Here is a 16,372-nt window from a genome sequence, read left to right on the forward strand (position 1 = left end):
CCGGAGCACGTTCGGTCTCGACCTCGCAAACCGGGGTCGGAGGTCGTCGAACCTCCCTAGACTCGCGCGGTGGCACTTGGTGGGAACCCTGAGGATCTGCGCGCCCATGCCCGGCGCGTCCGGGCGGCAGCCGACGATCTCGACCGGACGGAGAGCAGGGTCCGCGCCGGTGCCGGGATCGAGTGGGTGGGCGTCGCGGCGGATCGCTACCGCGACCGGTTGGCGGACCACGCGCGCCAGGTCGACCGGGCGAGGGGCGAGCTGGTCGCGGCCGCAGCCGCGGTGACCCATCTCGCGGACACGCTGGAGGAGCGCCAGGCGGCGATCAAGAAGGCGATGCACTTCGTCGACGACGCCATCCACGCAGCGAGCCGCACCGTCGAGCGACTGTCCGCGCAGGCGGCGCACACCGCGCTGACCAGCAGCGAGGCGGTCGCGAAGGCCGGTGCCGAGGCGATCCTCGGGCATCGGGTGCGGCTCCCGCAGGTGGGCTCGCCGGACTGGACGAGCCTGGCCGACACGATCGGGAAGAGCATGTCGTGGTCGAGGTGAGCCTCCGCCCCCTCGAGGGCGCGCTGCGGATCCGGCTCGACGAGCAGGACTGGGTGGCGGCGAGCCGCGGTGTGCCGGGTCTGCCCGACTGGGCGCAGCCGGTCTCGTCGACCCGCACCGGCGCACCGGTCGACCTCGAGGCCGCGGACGTGCCGGTCGACGCCGACGTGCGCGCTGCCGTCGGCCTGCGCGGGTCGGCGCTCCTGGAGGTCGAGGTCGCGTCCGTCGGCGGCGAGCGGGCCACGCTCGGGGTGCTGTGGTCCGACGGGCGGGTGTGCTCGTCCCTGGTGCGCGGCGTCGACGTCGTCCCCGCGGCCGGACCGGCGGGGGCGGTGCTGCGCCCGGGCATCGAGGTCAGCGCGTTCGACATCGAGGACCTCCTCGACGAGGTGCGTCGGCTGGTGCCCGACGCGCCCGTCCTGATCGAGACGACCGAGGCCGTGGTTCCGGAGGAGCTGACCATCGCTCTCGCGAAGGCCATGCGGACCGGCGACCGCACGACCGTCGAGGTCCTGTGCGCCGAGCTCGGGCTCGCGGAGCCACCGGCGGTCGTCGCGGCCGCCGTCCGTGGTGTCTCCGGGAGCCTCACGCTGACGGCGCGGAGCGTGGGTCGCGACGGCGCGAGCGTCGGCAGCTGGCTGCGCTGTGACGCGGGTTGGGTCGAGCTCGTCCGTACGCCGGACGCGATGGTGCGGCACACGCCCTGCTCCCCGGAGGACATCGTGCGCCGGCTGCTCTCGGACCTGACCGGGCGCCTCGGCGTCGCGCTGCAGGCGACGGCCGGCGCGACGGAGAGCTCTCGCCGCGATGGCGTCGAAGGGCGGGACTCATGAGCATCGACGTGCACGGCGGTGCGGGTGGCATGGGCGCCCGCCTGCAGGACCTGCGCTCCGAGGCCGGGCTGCTCGACAACCTGGGCGACGACGTCCGGCGGTCGTCGGGCACCGTCGCGGAGGTGGCGGTCAGCCCGGACGTCCTCGAGGCGGCGGTGCTCTGCCCGGCAGAGGTCGCGGGCGTCGAGGCCGCGGTCACGGCAGCGACCGTCGGGCCGGACGGGCTGATCCTGGTGAGCACCGGGTTCGAGGCGACGGCGGTGGTGCTCCGTGCGTCGGCGACGACCTACGAGCTCGTGGACGAGGCCGGCGAGTGGGCGATGGAGAAGCTGTACACCGCCGCTGGGTTCGTCGTCGGGCTCGCGCTGCCGACCCTGGCCGTCGCGGGCGGGCTCGCGGTGCTCGGCGGCCTCTCGACGATCGCCGTCCAACCGGGCGGTGTCGTGCTGCTGGCGCGCCTGGTCGCCGAGCGCGACAGCATCCTCAGCGGTGCGACGACAGCGCTCTCCGAGGGCCTCTACGAGAATCCCTGGCTCGGGGAGTCGCTCACCCGCATGGCGCCGGGGCTCGTGCAGGGCACGGTGTTCGGTCTTCCGGGCGGGCCCCGACTGGCCGCGTTGCTCTCGGGCGGCGCGTGGCCCACGGGCGACTACGAGGACGCGATCGCCGGTCTCCTCGTCGCCGGTGGCCTGGCCGGGCAGTTCCAGGACACGGGAGACGTGCACGTGACCGCGGCCGACATCCCTGCCACCGTGCCGGTCATGGACGCGGACGGGATTCCCGTGCACGGTCCCGACGGTCAGTTCCTCATGGTCCCGTACGGCGAGGAGCGGCACGCGCCGACGTCGGTCGAGGGCATCTTCCTCGAGCAGTACGACCTCTACCGGGACGAGCAGCCGGACAACCGCGGTGAGGTGCAGGTCGTCACACGGACCCAGCCGGACGGCACGGTCACCCACATCGTGCAGATACCAGGCACGGAGGAGTGGTCGGGGGAGCGCGGCGCGAACCCGTTCGACCTGACGTCGAACCTGCAGCTCATGGCGGGCCACGACACGCTGGTCGCCCGCGAGGTCGCCGCCGCGATGGACGCCGCCGGGATCCGGCCCGGCGAGCCCGTCATGCTGACGGGCCACAGCCAGGGCGGGATCATCGCAGCGTCGCTGGCGGCCGATCCCGCGTTCCGCGCGCGCTACGACGTGGAGGCCGTCGTCACCGGCGGGTCGCCCATCGCCCGTTTCGACATCCCGCCCTCCGTCTCCGTGCTCGCCCTGGAGCACAACCAGGACGTCGTCCCGATGCTCGACGGCCACGAGAACCCGGACCGCCCCAACGTCGTCACGGTCAACCGGGACGTCCCGGAGTCCAGGCTCACCGTGGCGACCCCGTACTCCCACGGCGGCACTGCGGAGCTCGACCCGGGACCGACCGCGGCCCACGACAACCGGCTGTACGCCCAGACCGGCGCCCTGGTCGACTCCTCGACGGACCCGAGCGTGGCGGCGTGGCGCAGCGACACGGAGAAGTTCTTCGGCGGCTCCGCGACCGTGACCCGGTGGGAGGTGACGAGTTGAGGTCCCGGCCGGCTGTGTGGGCCGTGGCCGTCGCCTTCGCGCTCGCTGCCTGCACCGGATCGGTCGGCTCGGTGCCTGACGACGTCCTGGTCGCCCAGATCGGTGACCTGCCCGGGGTGACGTCGGCGTCGCTGGACTTCTCGACCGACCCGACCTACGGCCCGCACTACGACGGCGAGATCGTCCTCGACCCGGACCTCACACCCGACGAGTTCGACTGCGTCGCGACGCAGATCGTGGAGATCCTCTGGCAAGGGCGCTACGTGCAGACGTCGAGCGTCACGCTCGTGTCGGGTGAGAACAGGTTCCCGGGCATCGGGGGACTCGGGAAGTCGTCGCAGAGGTGGGGCCCGCGGTCGAGCAAGCCGCGTCCGTCGGCAACCCTCAGCACCGAGTGCCCGCCGATCGGCTCGACGTAGCCGAGATCGGCGCGGGAATGGCTGACCCCTCAGCAGGGTTGACCGAGGCGTGCTTCTCGACGAGATCCCCCTGACCACCCTGCACGGTGACGACACGACGTTCGGTGCGTACGCCGGCCAGGTCAGGCTCGTCGTCAACGTCGCCTCCCGGTGCGGCCTCGCGCCGCAGTACGAGAAGCTCGAACAGCTCCAGAGGACGTACGGCGACCGTGGCTTCACGGTCCTCGGCTTCCCGAGCAACCAGTTCCTGCAGGAGCTGGGGTCCGACGACGCCGTCGCCGAGTACTGCTCGACGACCTGGGGCGTGACGTTCCCGATGTTCGCCCGGACCAAGGTCAACGGCCGGTCTGCGCACCCGCTCTACAAGGAGCTGACCAAGGCACCAGACGCGTCGGGCAAGGCCGGCCGGATCACGTGGAACTTCGAGAAGTTCGTCGTGACGCCGGACGGTTCGGTCCACCGGTTCCGCCCGAAGGTCGAGCCGGACGCCCCCGAGATCGTCGACCTCATCACGGCCTCGCTGCCGACCGTGTGACCGACCGCGGACGGCCCCCGCCCAACTGCTTCAATCGGGCCGGATGCTGCCGATGGACCGGGGAGAACCGGTCGAGAACAACCTGAACGACGTCAGAGACCCCTCTGGCGTAGACGAGGTTGTTCTCGGCGATCGAACCACCGGAAGGCTGAGCCGCAGGATGTCGATGGACGGGATCGCAGGGATCGCTGCCCGGATGGCGCAGATCCAGGCGCTCGTGGCACCACCGCAGGCCGCCCCGCTCACCACGTCCACCTCGACCTTCGCGTCGGCCCTCGCCGACGAGGTCGCAAAGACAACCGGCAGTACTGGCAACGTCGCCAGTGCCGCCGGTGCTGCCCGAGCCGGCGCGAGCGGGGCTCCGGCCCGCCTGAACGCCGACGGCGTACCCGTCGAGCTGGCGCGCTACGGCAACGGGCGGATCCCCGAGTCGGCGCTGCAGAAGGTCGGTGGCACGGGGGAACGGCTCTGGGCGCCCGCCGCCCAGAAGCTCGAGCAGCTGATGGGCGCCGCGGCCAAGGACGGTGTGCACATCGGCATCACGGACTCCTACCGCTCGTACGCCGCACAGGTCGACGTCGCGCAGCGCAAGGGGCTGTACAGCCAGGGCGGCCTCGCAGCGCAGCCGGGGACGAGCGAGCACGGCTGGGGGATGGCCGCCGACCTCAAGCTCGACGCGGCCGGTCAGCGCTGGATGCGTGCGCACGGGGCCGAGTACGGGTTCGTCAAGGACACCCCCCGCGAGTCGTGGCACTGGGCGTTCCGCCCCTGAGCAGCGACGTCGGCGGCTCCATCGCTGCGCGGACGCGCACGACGTGGTCATCCTCACGGGTGACCGCGGCCGGTCGCCCCCAGCAACTGCTCAGGTCCGCGGCCCACCGGCCGATCGATAGGTCATACGGGCCCACGGATGGGCTCGGCGGCCCTCACCAGCCGCAGCACGGTGACCAGGGACGGGTAGAGCCATGATTGTTGTGACGCGCCTAGGCGGCGGGGAGTTCGGGGTCAACCCCGACCTCATCCAACGCATCGACAGTGCACCGGACGCGATCCTGACGCTCATCGACGGCACCAAGTACATCGTCGCCGAGCCCATGTCCGAGGTCATCAAGCGGATCAACGAGCACCGCGCGCAGATCCTGTCGCGGGCACAAGAGATCCAGGTGCAGCCCCGCATGGAGCTGGTGCCGGACCTGCCCGAGGACGAGGACGATCCCGAGGGCACCGCTGACCACCCGGAGGCGCCGACGCGGTTCGACCGCGGACGCACCACCGACCGTGAGGACGCGCCGCTCGCACCGGCCGTGCCGATCCGACCCCGGAGCGTGTGATGGACCCCGCTGGACTCATCGGAATCGGCGTCGCCTTCGTCGCCATCTTCGGCGCCATGTTCCTCGAGGGCGGCAATCCCGTCTCGATCCTGATCCCCGGGCCGTTGCTGCTCGTGTGGTTGGGGACCCTCGGCGTCGGCATGGCAGGCCACACGGTCAAGGACGTCATCTCGTCGTTCAAGGCCGTCCCGGCCGCCCTGCGCAGCAAGCGGCCCGACGCGTCGGCCACCGTGGACACCGTGGTGGGCCTGGCCGACCGCGCCCGTCGCGAGGGGCTGCTGGCGCTCGAGGACGCGACCCGCACGATCGACGACCCGTTCCTGCGGGGCGGCCTGCAGGCCGCGATCGACGGCACCGACCCCGAGGACCTGCGCACGATTCTCGAGGACAAGATCGCGACCAAGCGCACGGTCGACCGGATGCACGCCAAGTACTTCGCCGACATGGGCGGCTACGCGCCGACCATCGGCATCATCGGCACCGTCATCTCGCTGGTCCACGTGCTCGAGAACCTGGCCAAGCCGGCCGAGCTCGGGCACTCGATCGCCGGTGCGTTCGTCGCGACCCTGTGGGGCATCCTCTCCGCCAACGTGGTCTGGCTGCCGCTCTCGTCGCGTATCCGGCGGATCTCCGACCTGGAGTGCGCCGCCATGGAGGTCACCATCGAGGGCCTCGTGGCCGTGCAGGCCGGTGCCAACCCGCGCCTCGTCGGCGAACGCCTGCGCAGCCTGCTGCCGCCCGAACCCGAGTCCAAGGCGAAGGCCGCATGAGCGGACGCACCCCGGTCAGGCGCCGCCGCAAGGGCGCCCCCGAGGAGGAGCACGCGAACCACGAACGCTGGCTCGTCAGCTACGCGGACATGATCACGGTGCTCATGGCCCTGTTCATCGTGCTCTTCGCGATCAGCCAGGTGGACCAGGACAAGTACATCGCGCTGCGCGACAGCCTCTCCTCGGGCTTCCAGGACACCACGACGTCTCCGTCGGTCCTCGACGGGAGCGACGGCAACCTCGACGGCACGAGCACTCAGACGGACAACACGCCCGCGCGCGGCACGGCGGGCATGGTCAACGCCGACAACGGCCTGGGCCAGGAGGCGTCCGACCCGGTCGTCGCCAAGGCGGTCGACGCGAAGCCGACGCCGGCGGCCGGTGTCGACCCCGCGTTGCTCGCCGCTGCCCGGGCGGAGGCCGCCCACCTGGCAGCCCTGCAGGCGCAGATCGAGGCGTCGCTCGCCAACAACGGGCTCGCCAACATGGTGCGGTACCGCATCGACTCACGTGGTCTGACCCTCGGGCTGGTGGCCAACGACGTGTTCTTCGCCCAGGGGAGCGCCGTGATGACGCCGACCGCCCTGCGGATCCTGGACGTCGCGGCACCCTTGATGGTCGGCCTCAACGAGAACATCTCGATCGAGGGCCACGCCAACGTCGTCCCCGTGTCCGGGCGGTACCCCACCAACTGGGAGCTGTCCTCCGACCGTGCGACCCAGGTGCTCCGGCACCTGGTCGAGGCGGACGGCATGCCCGGCGGCCGCATCATGGCCGTCGGCTACGGCGACACCCGGCCCCTCGTCCCCGGTGCCAGCCCTGACGCGCTGGCGAGCAACCGCCGCGTCGACATCGTCATCCTCTCCAGCGCGCCCGAGAACGTGCGCGCCCTCCTGCCAGCACTGACGGCGAAGGGATAAGGCCATGCCCATCGAACAGCGAGTGATCTCCGGATCCAAGATCGGCGCCAGCAACAAGATCGGTGGCGGCTCGATCACTCCGACGGCCGAGCCGGAGTCCGAGGCGCCGTCGAAGAAGAAGTCCAAGAAGAAGCTCATGGTCGTCGTCCTGGTGGCCGTGCTGGCCGTCGGCGGCGGGGCGTACTGGTTCCTGGGCAGGGGCGGCACGCCCGCGGCCGAGGCCGCGCCCGAGAAGGGCGTCGTCCTCACCATCGACCCCGTCAGCCTCAACCTCGCCCAGGGGCACTACCTGCGCCTCGGCCTGGCCCTGCAGCTGACCAAGAAGGTCGGGACCACGGACGTGCCGGACACGGCCGAGGCCCTCGACATGGCGATCTCCCTGTTCTCCGGCCACACCGTCGCCGAGGTCACCGACCCGAAGACGCGTGCCGCGCTGAAGGCCCAGCTCGTGACCGAGCTCGGCAAGGCCTACGACGGAAAGGTCATGGACGTCTATCTGACGAACTACGTCACCCAGTAGGGCACAGCAGGCCGGGAACGTGATCCCGGCGAGTCGGGGCGCCATGGAGGGCGCCACACCGCTCCGCAGCTGAATGTCCGACCCACGAAGGGTCGGTGCGGAGAAGCGAGCACCGGGTGAGATGGGCTTGACCCGCGCCGAAGTGCTCACAACGCGCGTGCGCCCGCCGATGAGTGGCTTCGTGACGGTCCCTGACACCCTTCCTCCTGCGCGCACCACGGTGCGGGCGCAGCGCCGCGGACGCACGGCGGAGCCCGTGGCGTACGACTTCCGTCGGCCGCTGACGCTGCCCCGTGACCACGCGCGCCACCTCGAGATGGCGTTCGAGCGGTTCGCCCGACAGTTCGGCAACCAGCTGACCGCTCGCCTGCGGGCCATGACGAGCCTGACGCTCGAGAAGCTGAACCTCCGCACGTACGACGAGTACATCAACCTGACGCCGACGCCGACCGCGATGGTGATGTGCACGGTCACGTACACCCGCCAGACGGCGATCCTCCAGCTCCCCGTGCCGGCCACGCTGGTGTGGATCGACTACCTCTTCGGTGGCAACGGCCGCGGCGACGACCGCGAGGGTCGCGAGCTCACCGACATCGAGCTCTCGCTGGTGAAGGACCTCCTGGGCCACTCGCTCAGCGACCTCGAGTACGCGTTCGCCGGTCTGGCGCCGCTCGCGCTCACCGTCGGGGGAGTCCAGTACAACCCGCAGTTCGTGCAGGCCGCCGGTGCCGGTGACGCCGTGCTCGTCGCCTCGTTCACCCTCCGTGTGGGCGACCACGTGGACGCCCTGACGCTGATGCTCCCCGCCGACGTCCTGCTCGCCCAGCTCCGGGCCGCCGACGGACCCGTCGCCCGATCGGCCGACGAGCGCGTCGCCGCGGCCAAGACCGCCGCCGAGATCGAGCGCGCCATGCAGGACGTGCCGGTCGAGGTAGCCGTCCGGTTCGCACCCGTCGTCGTGCACCCGCGCGACGTCATCGATCTCGCGGTCGGCGACCTGCTGCCGCTGTCCCACCCGTCGACCGACCTGCTGGACGTGGTCGTCGACGGTGTCGTGCTCGCCCGTGCCGCCGCCGGCAGCCACGGGTCCCGGCTCGCGTGCCGAGTCGTCACTGTCGAGGAGAACAAGGCGTGAACAGTATGAAGAGCCCCACCATCCCCACCGCGCGCACCGCCGGGGACGTCGACGCCTCCGAGACCGCCCTCGCCGCGGCGGCCGCCGCCGCAGCGCTGGTGCCCTCGACCGTGCCGCTCGTCGCCGTCAGCGCGAACCACCGCGACATCCCCGCCGGCTCCACCGCGCTCGTCGCGTCGTTCGTCGGCTCGCCCAGCGCCGAGATCGTCCTGGTGGCCGACGCCGTGATCGCGGACGTGCTCGAGGCCAGCGCGGCCGCGGGCGACGCGATCGACCTGAGCGACGCGCTGCGTCCGGCGATGGAGGCCGCCGCAGCCGTTCTCGGTGCCGGTGTCCTGGAGGCCGCGCGCCTCGAGCCCGTCGAGCAGGTCGTCGGACCCGACACGCAGGTCGTCACGCTCCAGCAGGGTGGCGAGTCCGTCGCCTGGTTCGCGCTGCGGATCCGTGCGTCGAAGGCCTCCGCCCCGGCCGGCGTCGTGCCGAGCCCCCGTACCAACATGCGCATGCTCTACGACGTCGAGATGACGCTGACCGCCGAGATCGGCCGCACCCGGCTCCCCGTGCGCCAGGTGCTCGACCTGGCCCCCGGCGCCGTCCTCGAGCTGGACCGCACCGCCGGCAGCCCCGCCGACGTCATGGTCAACGGTCGGCTCATCGCCCGCGGCGAGGTCGTCGTCGTCGACGAGGCGTACGGCATCCGCGTCACCGAGATCGTCTCCGGGTCGGAGTCCGGCCTCTGATGCTGACCGCGACGTTCGTGCTCCGCCTGCTGCTGGCGCTGACCTGCGTGGTCGGCCTGATCTGGTACATCGGTCGTCGGTTCGGCAACGGTGGTTCGCAGCAGCGCACCTCCCGTGAGCCGGGCGTCAAGATCGTCGGTCGGCAGTCCATGGGCAAGCACGCAGGCGTCGCCGTCGTTGCCGTCGGTCCGCGCCGGATCCTCGTCGGGTACGGCGACCAGCAGGTCTCGATGCTCACCGAGCTCGGGCCGGTCTTCGAGGAGCTGCCCGCTCCCAAGGTCACGGCGTCCACGGCCGAGGCCGCCGGCGCCCCGTGGGTGTCGGTGGTCCGGGCGACGAAGGCCGCCGCCGCCGGCATGCTCCCGACGCCGCGCAGCCGCAAGGCGAGCGCGCCCACGGCGATCACGCCGCAGTCGCTCGCCGCCGCCGGCGTCCCCGCGCCGCCCGTCGCTCCCACGGTGGCCAAGGCTCCCAAGGCTCTCAAGGCGCTCGACGCGAGCCCCATCGACCGGCTCGACAAGGACAGCTGGCCGACCCTCGCGGAGCCGACCGTCCACGTCGCACCCGCCGTGCCTCGCGCGGCAGCAACCCCGGCCCCGGCCCCGGTCGCGGTCGCCGCAGCGACGGCCGCCCCGGCCGCACCCGCTGTCGTCGACGTCGCGACGACGATCGAGACCCCGGTCGGCCCGGAGCTCGCCGGGACGACGTCCGGGCCGGCACACTCGGCGCTCGCCGGCTCGATCCTCGCCCCCGACACCTGGCGCCAGGCGCTGCGGTCGCTGCAGGACCGGACGGTCCGCCACTGATGCTCTTCGACCCCACGGCACCTGTGGTGCCGACACCTGCTATGTCCCCGGGCATCGGCGACACCGTCTCCGTGGCCGTCAACGGCGTCAACGGCACGCCGAGCAACTCGATCGTGGTCCTGCTCGCCATCACGCTGCTGTCGGTCGTCCCGGCGGTGCTGCTGATGACGACGAGCTTCACCAAGATCTTCGTCGTCCTGTCGTTCACGCGGAACGCGCTCGGGCTGCAGGGCGTCCCGCCCAACCAGGTGCTGGCCGGGCTGTCGCTCTTCCTCAGCCTGTTCATCATGGCGCCGACCATCTCCCAGGTGAACGACACCGGTGTGCAGTCCTACATGCACGGCGAGATGACGTTCAGCCAGGCCGTCGACATCGGCAAGCAGCCGCTCGAGAAGTTCATGCTCTCGCACACCCGTGAGCAGGACCTGGCGCTGATGACCCGCGCGGCCGACCAGGAGAACCCCAAGGACGAGGCGGACGTCCCGTTCACCACCCTCGTGCCCGCGTTCCTGATCTCCGAGCTCCGCTCGGCGTTCATCATGGGGTTCGTCATCTTCATACCGTTCCTGGTGATCGACCTCGTCGTCTCCGCGTCGTTGATGTCGATGGGCATGATGATGCTGCCCCCGGTGATGATCTCCTTGCCGTTCAAGTTGTTGCTGTTCGTCCTCGTCGACGGCTGGGGACTGGTCATCTCGTCCCTCGTCGGCTCCTACACCGGGAGTGGTTGACGATGGACACCAACGCAGTCCTCGACATCGGCATGCAGGCGCTGCTCCTCGCCGCCAAGCTCGCCGCCCCGGTCCTCGTGACCTCGCTGGTGGTCGGCTTCGTCGTCTCGCTCATCCAGTCCGTGACCCAGATCCAGGAGGTCACGCTCAGCTTCGTGCCCAAGGCCATCGCCGCAGCCGTCGCGCTGCTCGTGGCCGGGCACTGGATGATCTCGACGATCGTGCAGTTCACCACCGAGCTGTTCGCCCGCATCCCGTCGCTGACGGGGAGCTGAGCGTGGACCCGGTCAACATCACGTTGCCCTTGGACGCCGTGCAGACCGCGATGCTCGCCGGCGTCCGCATCGTCGCCTTCATGACGGTCGCGCCGCCCTTCTCGCAGAAGTCGATCCCCGGCACGGTGCGCTGGGTGATCGCGCTCGGGCTCGCGCTGGCGGTCTCGCCGCGGTTGTCGTCCGCCGGGACGGACACGACGGGCGCGTTCGTCGGCTCGCTGCTCCTGCAGGCAGTGATCGGGGTCCTCTTCGGCTTCCTCGTGATGATGGCGTTCTCGGCGATCCAGTCGGCCGGGACGCTCATCGACCTGTTCGGCGGCTTCCAGATGGCGACCGCGTTCGACCCGATGAGCATGTCCAGCGGTGCGCAGTTCCAGCGGCTCTACCAGTGGACCGCCCTGGTGCTCCTGTTCGTCACCGACGGCTACCAGATCGTGCTCGGCGGCCTGGTCCGCACGTTCGACGCCCTGCCCCTGGGCGCGGCGCTGAACCCCGACCTCTTCCTGCACTCGCTGACCACCGGCGTCGGGCAGATGTTCGTCGGGGCGCTCCAGATCGCGGGCCCGCTGCTCGTCGTGCTGTTCCTCGCCGACGTCGGCCTGGGCCTGCTGACCCGGGTGGCACCCGCGCTCAACGCGTTCGCCATGGGCTTCCCGCTGAAGATCTTGATCTCGCTCTCGCTCGGGGCGTTCGCGTTCCTCGCGCTGCCCAACGTGGTCCGCACGCTCACCGGCAAGTCCGTCTCCGCCATGCTCGGAGCCGGCTCATGAGCGGCGAGGGCGGCGACCGCACCGAGAAGGCCACCGCGCAGCGGATGAAGGAGGTCCACCGCAAGGGCAAGCTCGGGCGGTCGCAGGACCTCGCGTCGTGGCTCGGTCTGGGTGCCGCGGTGCTCGCGCTGCCGATAGTGATCTCCCGTGGCCGAGCGGCCGGGCTCGAGCAGCTCGCGCAGATGGAGCGGGTGGCCGACGACCCGACGGTCGAAGGTGCCGTGGCGCTGCTGGAGAGCGCCCTGCGCTCGGTGCTCTCGACGCTCGCGCCCCTGTTCGTCATCCTCATGATCGTCACCGTCGGCGTCGGCATGGCGCAGGGCGGCTACCACCCGCAGCGGTTCCGGTTGCACGTGGACCACCTCAAGCCGATGAACGGCCTCAAGAAGCTGTTCGGTGTGCAGGCCCTGTGGCAGGGCGCCAAGACGCTGCTCAAGTCGGCCGTCGTCGCGCTCGTGCTGATCATGGGCCTCAAGTCGATGGTGCCCGTGCTCATGGCGTCCGGGCAGCTGCCGCTGTCGAGCCTGCTGGGCACCGCCTCGAACGGCACGGCCACACTGCTGCGCACCGGCATCGCCGCGGGCCTGCTGCTCGCCGTCGCCGACGTGATCGTCGTGATGCGACGCAACCGCAAGCAGACCCGGATGACCCTCAAAGAGGTCAAGGACGAGAACAAGCGCACCGAGGGCGACCCGATGCTCAAGGGCGCGATCCGCGCCAAGCAGCTCTCGATGAGCCGCAACCGCATGATGTCGGAGGTCGCGACGGCGGACGTCGTCCTGGTGAACCCGACCCACGTCGCGGTCGCGCTGCGCTACGAGCCCGGCACCGGGGCGCCCAAGGTCGTCGCCAAGGGTGCCGGCGCCATCGCCGCGAAGATCCGCGAGGAGGCGACCGACAAGCGCGTCCCGATGATCGAGGACATCCCGTTGACCCGCGCGCTGCACGCCGCGTGCGAGATCGGCCAGGAGGTCCCCGCGCACCTGTTCACCGCGGTCGCCCGCGTGCTGGCGTTCGTGATGGCCCTGCGCCGTCGCGGTGCGTCCGCCGGGCAGCACCGCGTCCCCGGCGGCCCGACCATCGAGGCCGACGGCACCGACCACCGCGCCAAGGCCCGCGCCGCACGGCGGCCCGCCCGCCGTCCTTCCGCTGCGCAGGCCGTCACCACCACAGTGCTAGCCCACAACCTCACCGACGGCGCCGACGCGTCGCCGGAGTCGCCCTCGACGAATCAGGTCACGCGATGAAGAACAAGTCCCTCACGTCGCTCGCGGTGCCCCTGGGCGTCGTCGGCATCGTCCTGCTGCTCGTCGTGCCGCTGCCCTCGGCGCTGCTCGATCTCCTGATCGCGCTCAACATCACCGTCTCGCTCGTGATCCTGCTGACCGCGATGTACGTCAAGCGACCCCTCGACTTCTCGGTGTTCCCGTCGCTGATCCTGGTCTTCACGCTGTTCCGGCTCGGGCTGAACGTGGCCTCGACGCGACTGGTGCTGCGCGACGGATTCGCCGGCCACGTCATCGGCGCGTTCGGCGAGTTCGTGGTCGGCGGGTCGCTGGTCATCGGGCTCGTGATCTTCCTGATCCTCGTGGTCATCCAGTTCGCCGTGATCACCAACGGTGCCGGCCGCGTGGCCGAGGTCGGCGCACGGTTCACCCTCGACGCCATGCCCGGCAAGCAGATGGCGATCGACGCCGACCTGAACTCCGGCCTGATCGACGAGGACACGGCCCGTCGGCGCCGCGCGGACGTCGCCGCCGAGGCCGACTTCTACGGCGCCATGGACGGTGGCTCGAAGTTCGTCAAGGGTGACGCGATCGCGGGCATCATCATCACGATCATCAACCTCATCGGCGGGTTCGTCATCGGCATGGTCCAGCGTGGCCTGAGCGCGAGCGACGCCCTGCACCAGTACAGCCTCCTGACGGTCGGCGACGGCCTGGTCACCCAGATCCCCGCGCTGCTCCTGTCGGTGGCCACCGGCATCGTCGTCACTCGTGCGACCGCCGAGGGTGACCTCGGCGCCGTCGCCGCCAAGCAGCTCGGTCAGTCACGCATGGCGCTGCGGATCGCCGGGGGCGGAGCGATCCTGCTGGCGCTCATGCCGGGCATGCCCAAGGTGCCGTTCGTCCTCGTCGGCGCGACGCTGCTGATCGTGGCGCAGCGCGCCCGCAACACCGAGGTCAAGGAGGAGGCGGCCGTCCAGGCGGGTGAGCAGGCGAACGCCGTGGCACCGTCGAGCGACAGCCCCGAGCAGCTCATCGAGCAGATGCGCGTGCACACCCTGGAGATCCTCCTGGCACCCGACCTGGTCGACCTGGTCGGCAGCGGGCCCGACCAGGACCTGCTCGCCCGCGTCCGCGGCCTGCGCCGCAAGACCGCGCTCGAGCTCGGCATCGTGGTGCCGCCCGTGCGTACGCGCGACAGCGTCGACCTGCCCCGGTCCACCTACGTCGTCAAGATCGCCGGTGTCGAGGTCGGGCGCGGCGAGGCCCCCGCGGGCCGCATGCTCGCGCTCGGCGACGACCTCGCCGCCCTGCCCGGCACCACCGTCAACGAGCCGGTGTTCGGGCTGCCCGGCAAGTGGATCCCCGCCGAGCTCCGGCACGCCGCGGAGATGTCCGGCGCGACCGTCGTCGACCGGGTCTCCGTACTGATCACGCACCTGGGTGCCCTCATCGCCCAGCACGCCTCCCGTCTGCTGGGACGCGAGGACGTGCGGGTGCTCACCGAGGGTGTCAAGAAGGTCAACCCGTCGGTCGTCGAGGAGCTCATCCCGACGCTGCTCAGCCTGGGCGAGGTGCAGCGGGTTCTCCAGGGCCTGCTCGCCGAGGAGGTGCCCATCCGGGACCTGGGACGGATCTACGAGGCTCTCACGCTGCGCGCTCGCGTCAGCACGGACGCCGAGGGGCTCGTCGAGGCTGCGCGCGCGGCCCTCGGCCCGGCGCTCGGGTCCATGTACGTCCAGGACGACGTGCTCCGCGCGATCACCCTCGACCCGTCGCTCGAGCAGAGCCTCGTCGAGGCGATCCGGCCCGGCGAGCACGGCACGCACCTGCTGGTCGACCCGAACCGTCTCGAGTCGATGCTGGGACAGCTGCGGCACGCGGTCGCCGAGGCGGAGGCCGACGGTCGCACCGTGGTGCTCGCCTGCGCACCCGCGATCCGGCCGGCACTGCGCCGCCTCGTCGCCATGGGGCTGCCGCGCCTCGCGGTCCTGTCCTACGGTGAGGTCACCGGAGTGGGTGTCCAGGTCGAGACCGTAGGGGCGGTGAGCGGTGTCCCAGCGCTTGCTTCTTGAGGGGTCCGACCTCGCCGAGCTGATGGCGCACGTGCAGAGCGAGTTCGGTCCTGGCGCCCGGGTGATCCGCGCCGAGCGCGTCCGGACCGGTGGCGTCGCGGGGTTCTTCGCCAGGGAACGGTTCGAGCTCACGATCGACGTGCCCGAGGAGCCCGTCCCACGGCCGCGCGCACTCATGAACCCGCCGACGAAGAAGCCCGCTGCGCCGGCGCCCGAGGTCGACGGGATCGACGGTCTGCTCGCCGCAGCCGACGCGTATGACGCGCTTCCGGACGGGTCGATGCCCGAGGCGACCCTCGACGTCCTCGACGACCCCGACGAGGTCGCGCCCGAGCCGGCCGGCCCGAGCGTCAGCACCGGGAGCGCGTCGTTCGCGGGAATCCTCGAGCAGGTCCGCGCCCTGGCCGGCACGCCGGCCCCGGCCGACATCGAGGTGCCTGCACCGCCCCCCGAGGACCCGCTGCGCGCGTCGCTGCGCGGCATCGGCATCCCCGAGGCGCTGCTCGGCGGCGCCGGTCCCGTGACGCTGCCGTCCGTCCTCGCCCGCGTGCCCGCTGCGCCCGCGCTGCCCCGCACGCCGGGTTCCGTCCTGGTCGTCGTCGGCGAGCAGTCCGACGTCGACGCGGTCGCCCTGCTCCTGGCGGAGCGGCTGCGCCTCGACGCCGCCGCCATCTGCGCCGCCGGCGCCCGGCCCGGCGGTCGTGCCCGTGGCGGTCGCGTCGGGGTCTCCAAGGCCGGCACCGCCGACGAGCTGGCCGCCTGGGTCGAGCGCACCGCCAGCGGGCCCCAGATCGGGGTGGTCGCCCTCGCGGTCGGACCCGAACCCTCCGACCGCGCCGAGGCCGCCGAGCTGGTCCGCACCTGCGGGGCGGCACAGGTGTGGGCGGTCGTCGACGCTCGGACCAAGACGGCCGACGCCACGCGGTGGATGGCCGAGGTGGGCGGTCCAGCGGGGATCGACGCGGTCGCCGTGCGCGGACTGTTCGACACGGCGCAGCCCGGCACGGTCCTCGACCTCGGCGCTCCGGTGGCCTGGGTGGACGGCATCCCCGCGACGACGGTCGCCTGGGCGGCCGCGCTGGGACAGGCCCTGGGACCGTCCGGGAGGTAGCGCCCGCCAGGGTCGGCACGGCAGGTCCGGACGTTGTGCGCCACCGGCG

Annotated in this window: 19 protein-coding genes; all 19 read left to right on the forward strand. The window is 71.6% G+C overall.

Annotated elements, in window-relative coordinates; all coding sequences use genetic code 11:
* Positions 1 to 69: 69 nt before the first annotated feature.
* Entirely contained in the window at positions 70 to 552 is a 483-nt protein-coding gene (locus I847_RS0117540) for a hypothetical protein (RefSeq protein ID WP_028050724.1), read from the forward strand.
* On the forward strand, positions 549 to 1,385 hold the full coding sequence (locus I847_RS0117545; RefSeq protein ID WP_155856208.1) for a hypothetical protein: 837 nt from the start codon (positions 549 to 551) through the stop codon (positions 1,383 to 1,385). Before I847_RS0117540 ends, I847_RS0117545 begins: the two co-directional genes overlap by 4 nt.
* Positions 1,382 to 2,959, forward strand: a complete 1,578-nt coding sequence (locus I847_RS0117550) for a hypothetical protein (RefSeq protein ID WP_028050726.1) — start codon at positions 1,382 to 1,384, stop codon at positions 2,957 to 2,959. Before I847_RS0117545 ends, I847_RS0117550 begins: the two co-directional genes overlap by 4 nt.
* Positions 2,956 to 3,378, forward strand: coding sequence for a hypothetical protein (locus tag I847_RS0117555; protein ID WP_155856209.1), 423 nt, complete (start codon positions 2,956 to 2,958; stop codon positions 3,376 to 3,378). The genes I847_RS0117550 and I847_RS0117555 overlap by 4 nt, the downstream gene beginning before the upstream one ends.
* Before the next feature lie 49 nt (positions 3,379 to 3,427).
* Complete coding sequence (locus I847_RS0117560) at positions 3,428 to 3,913, forward strand: glutathione peroxidase (RefSeq protein WP_028050728.1); 486 nt, start codon at positions 3,428 to 3,430, stop codon at positions 3,911 to 3,913.
* A gap of 166 nt (positions 3,914 to 4,079) precedes the next feature.
* A complete protein-coding gene (locus tag I847_RS0117565; RefSeq protein WP_028050729.1) occupies positions 4,080 to 4,685 on the forward strand; it encodes a D-alanyl-D-alanine carboxypeptidase family protein in 606 nt (201 codons plus the stop codon).
* A gap of 193 nt (positions 4,686 to 4,878) precedes the next feature.
* Complete coding sequence (locus I847_RS24620; protein ID WP_081681089.1) at positions 4,879 to 5,244, forward strand: flagellar FlbD family protein; 366 nt, start codon at positions 4,879 to 4,881, stop codon at positions 5,242 to 5,244.
* A complete protein-coding gene (locus tag I847_RS0117575) occupies positions 5,244 to 6,014 on the forward strand; it encodes a motility protein A (RefSeq protein WP_028050730.1) in 771 nt (256 codons plus the stop codon). The genes I847_RS24620 and I847_RS0117575 overlap by 1 nt, the downstream gene beginning before the upstream one ends.
* Positions 6,011 to 6,934: a flagellar motor protein MotB gene (locus I847_RS0117580; protein WP_028050731.1), complete on the forward strand. Its 924-nt coding sequence runs from the start codon at positions 6,011 to 6,013 to the stop codon at positions 6,932 to 6,934. Before I847_RS0117575 ends, I847_RS0117580 begins: the two co-directional genes overlap by 4 nt.
* A 4-nt stretch (positions 6,935 to 6,938) precedes the next feature.
* On the forward strand, positions 6,939 to 7,454 hold the full coding sequence (fliL, locus tag I847_RS0117585; RefSeq protein WP_028050732.1) for a flagellar basal body-associated protein FliL: 516 nt from the start codon (positions 6,939 to 6,941) through the stop codon (positions 7,452 to 7,454).
* Between the two features lie 181 nt (positions 7,455 to 7,635).
* Positions 7,636 to 8,589: a flagellar motor switch protein FliM gene (locus I847_RS0117590; protein WP_231384270.1), complete on the forward strand. Its 954-nt coding sequence runs from the start codon at positions 7,636 to 7,638 to the stop codon at positions 8,587 to 8,589.
* Positions 8,590 to 8,594: 5 nt separating this feature from the next.
* Positions 8,595 to 9,329 (forward strand): flagellar motor switch protein FliN, encoded by a 735-nt coding sequence (fliN, locus tag I847_RS0117595; RefSeq protein WP_028050734.1) that lies wholly within the window; start codon positions 8,595 to 8,597, stop codon positions 9,327 to 9,329.
* Positions 9,329 to 10,135, forward strand: coding sequence for a flagellar biosynthetic protein FliO (locus I847_RS0117600; protein ID WP_028050735.1), 807 nt, complete (start codon positions 9,329 to 9,331; stop codon positions 10,133 to 10,135). Before fliN ends, I847_RS0117600 begins: the two co-directional genes overlap by 1 nt.
* On the forward strand, positions 10,135 to 10,866 hold the full coding sequence (gene fliP, locus I847_RS0117605) for a flagellar type III secretion system pore protein FliP (RefSeq protein WP_028050736.1): 732 nt from the start codon (positions 10,135 to 10,137) through the stop codon (positions 10,864 to 10,866). The genes I847_RS0117600 and fliP overlap by 1 nt, the downstream gene beginning before the upstream one ends.
* Positions 10,867 to 10,868: 2 nt before the next feature.
* On the forward strand, positions 10,869 to 11,141 hold the full coding sequence (gene fliQ, locus I847_RS0117610; RefSeq protein ID WP_028050737.1) for a flagellar biosynthesis protein FliQ: 273 nt from the start codon (positions 10,869 to 10,871) through the stop codon (positions 11,139 to 11,141).
* Positions 11,142 to 11,143: 2 nt separating this feature from the next.
* The gene (locus tag I847_RS0117615) at positions 11,144 to 11,911 is read left to right on the forward strand and encodes a flagellar biosynthetic protein FliR (protein ID WP_028050738.1); all 768 of its coding nucleotides are present in this window, start codon (positions 11,144 to 11,146) and stop codon (positions 11,909 to 11,911) included.
* Positions 11,908 to 13,158: a flagellar biosynthesis protein FlhB gene (locus tag I847_RS24625; protein ID WP_081681093.1), complete on the forward strand. Its 1,251-nt coding sequence runs from the start codon at positions 11,908 to 11,910 to the stop codon at positions 13,156 to 13,158. Before I847_RS0117615 ends, I847_RS24625 begins: the two co-directional genes overlap by 4 nt.
* Positions 13,155 to 15,212, forward strand: coding sequence for a flagellar biosynthesis protein FlhA (gene flhA / locus I847_RS0117625; RefSeq protein WP_028050739.1), 2,058 nt, complete (start codon positions 13,155 to 13,157; stop codon positions 15,210 to 15,212). Before I847_RS24625 ends, flhA begins: the two co-directional genes overlap by 4 nt.
* On the forward strand, positions 15,190 to 16,323 hold the full coding sequence (locus I847_RS0117630; protein ID WP_028050740.1) for a hypothetical protein: 1,134 nt from the start codon (positions 15,190 to 15,192) through the stop codon (positions 16,321 to 16,323). The genes flhA and I847_RS0117630 overlap by 23 nt, the downstream gene beginning before the upstream one ends.
* Positions 16,324 to 16,372 lie beyond the last annotated feature (49 nt).

Source organism: Cellulomonas sp. URHD0024 (assembly GCF_000426185.1).
Lineage (GTDB): Bacteria > Actinomycetota > Actinomycetes > Actinomycetales > Cellulomonadaceae > Cellulomonas.

Bases quoted from the DNA above. Each gene is read 5' to 3' on its own strand.
- I847_RS0117550 (WP_028050726.1), top strand. From the start codon at position 1,382: ATGAGCATCGACGTGCACGGCGGTGCGGGTGGCATGGGCGCCCGCCTG.
- I847_RS0117565 (WP_028050729.1), top strand. From the start codon at position 4,080: ATGGACGGGATCGCAGGGATCGCTGCCCGGATGGCGCAGATCCAGGCG.
- I847_RS24620 (WP_081681089.1), top strand. From the start codon at position 4,879: ATGATTGTTGTGACGCGCCTAGGCGGCGGGGAGTTCGGGGTCAACCCC.
- I847_RS0117575 (WP_028050730.1), top strand. From the start codon at position 5,244: ATGGACCCCGCTGGACTCATCGGAATCGGCGTCGCCTTCGTCGCCATC.
- I847_RS0117580 (WP_028050731.1), top strand. From the start codon at position 6,011: ATGAGCGGACGCACCCCGGTCAGGCGCCGCCGCAAGGGCGCCCCCGAG.
- fliL (WP_028050732.1), top strand. From the start codon at position 6,939: ATGCCCATCGAACAGCGAGTGATCTCCGGATCCAAGATCGGCGCCAGC.
- fliN (WP_028050734.1), top strand. From the start codon at position 8,595: ATGAAGAGCCCCACCATCCCCACCGCGCGCACCGCCGGGGACGTCGAC.
- I847_RS0117600 (WP_028050735.1), top strand. From the start codon at position 9,329: ATGCTGACCGCGACGTTCGTGCTCCGCCTGCTGCTGGCGCTGACCTGC.
- fliP (WP_028050736.1), top strand. From the start codon at position 10,135: ATGCTCTTCGACCCCACGGCACCTGTGGTGCCGACACCTGCTATGTCC.
- fliQ (WP_028050737.1), top strand. From the start codon at position 10,869: ATGGACACCAACGCAGTCCTCGACATCGGCATGCAGGCGCTGCTCCTC.
- I847_RS24625 (WP_081681093.1), top strand. From the start codon at position 11,908: ATGAGCGGCGAGGGCGGCGACCGCACCGAGAAGGCCACCGCGCAGCGG.
- flhA (WP_028050739.1), top strand. From the start codon at position 13,155: ATGAAGAACAAGTCCCTCACGTCGCTCGCGGTGCCCCTGGGCGTCGTC.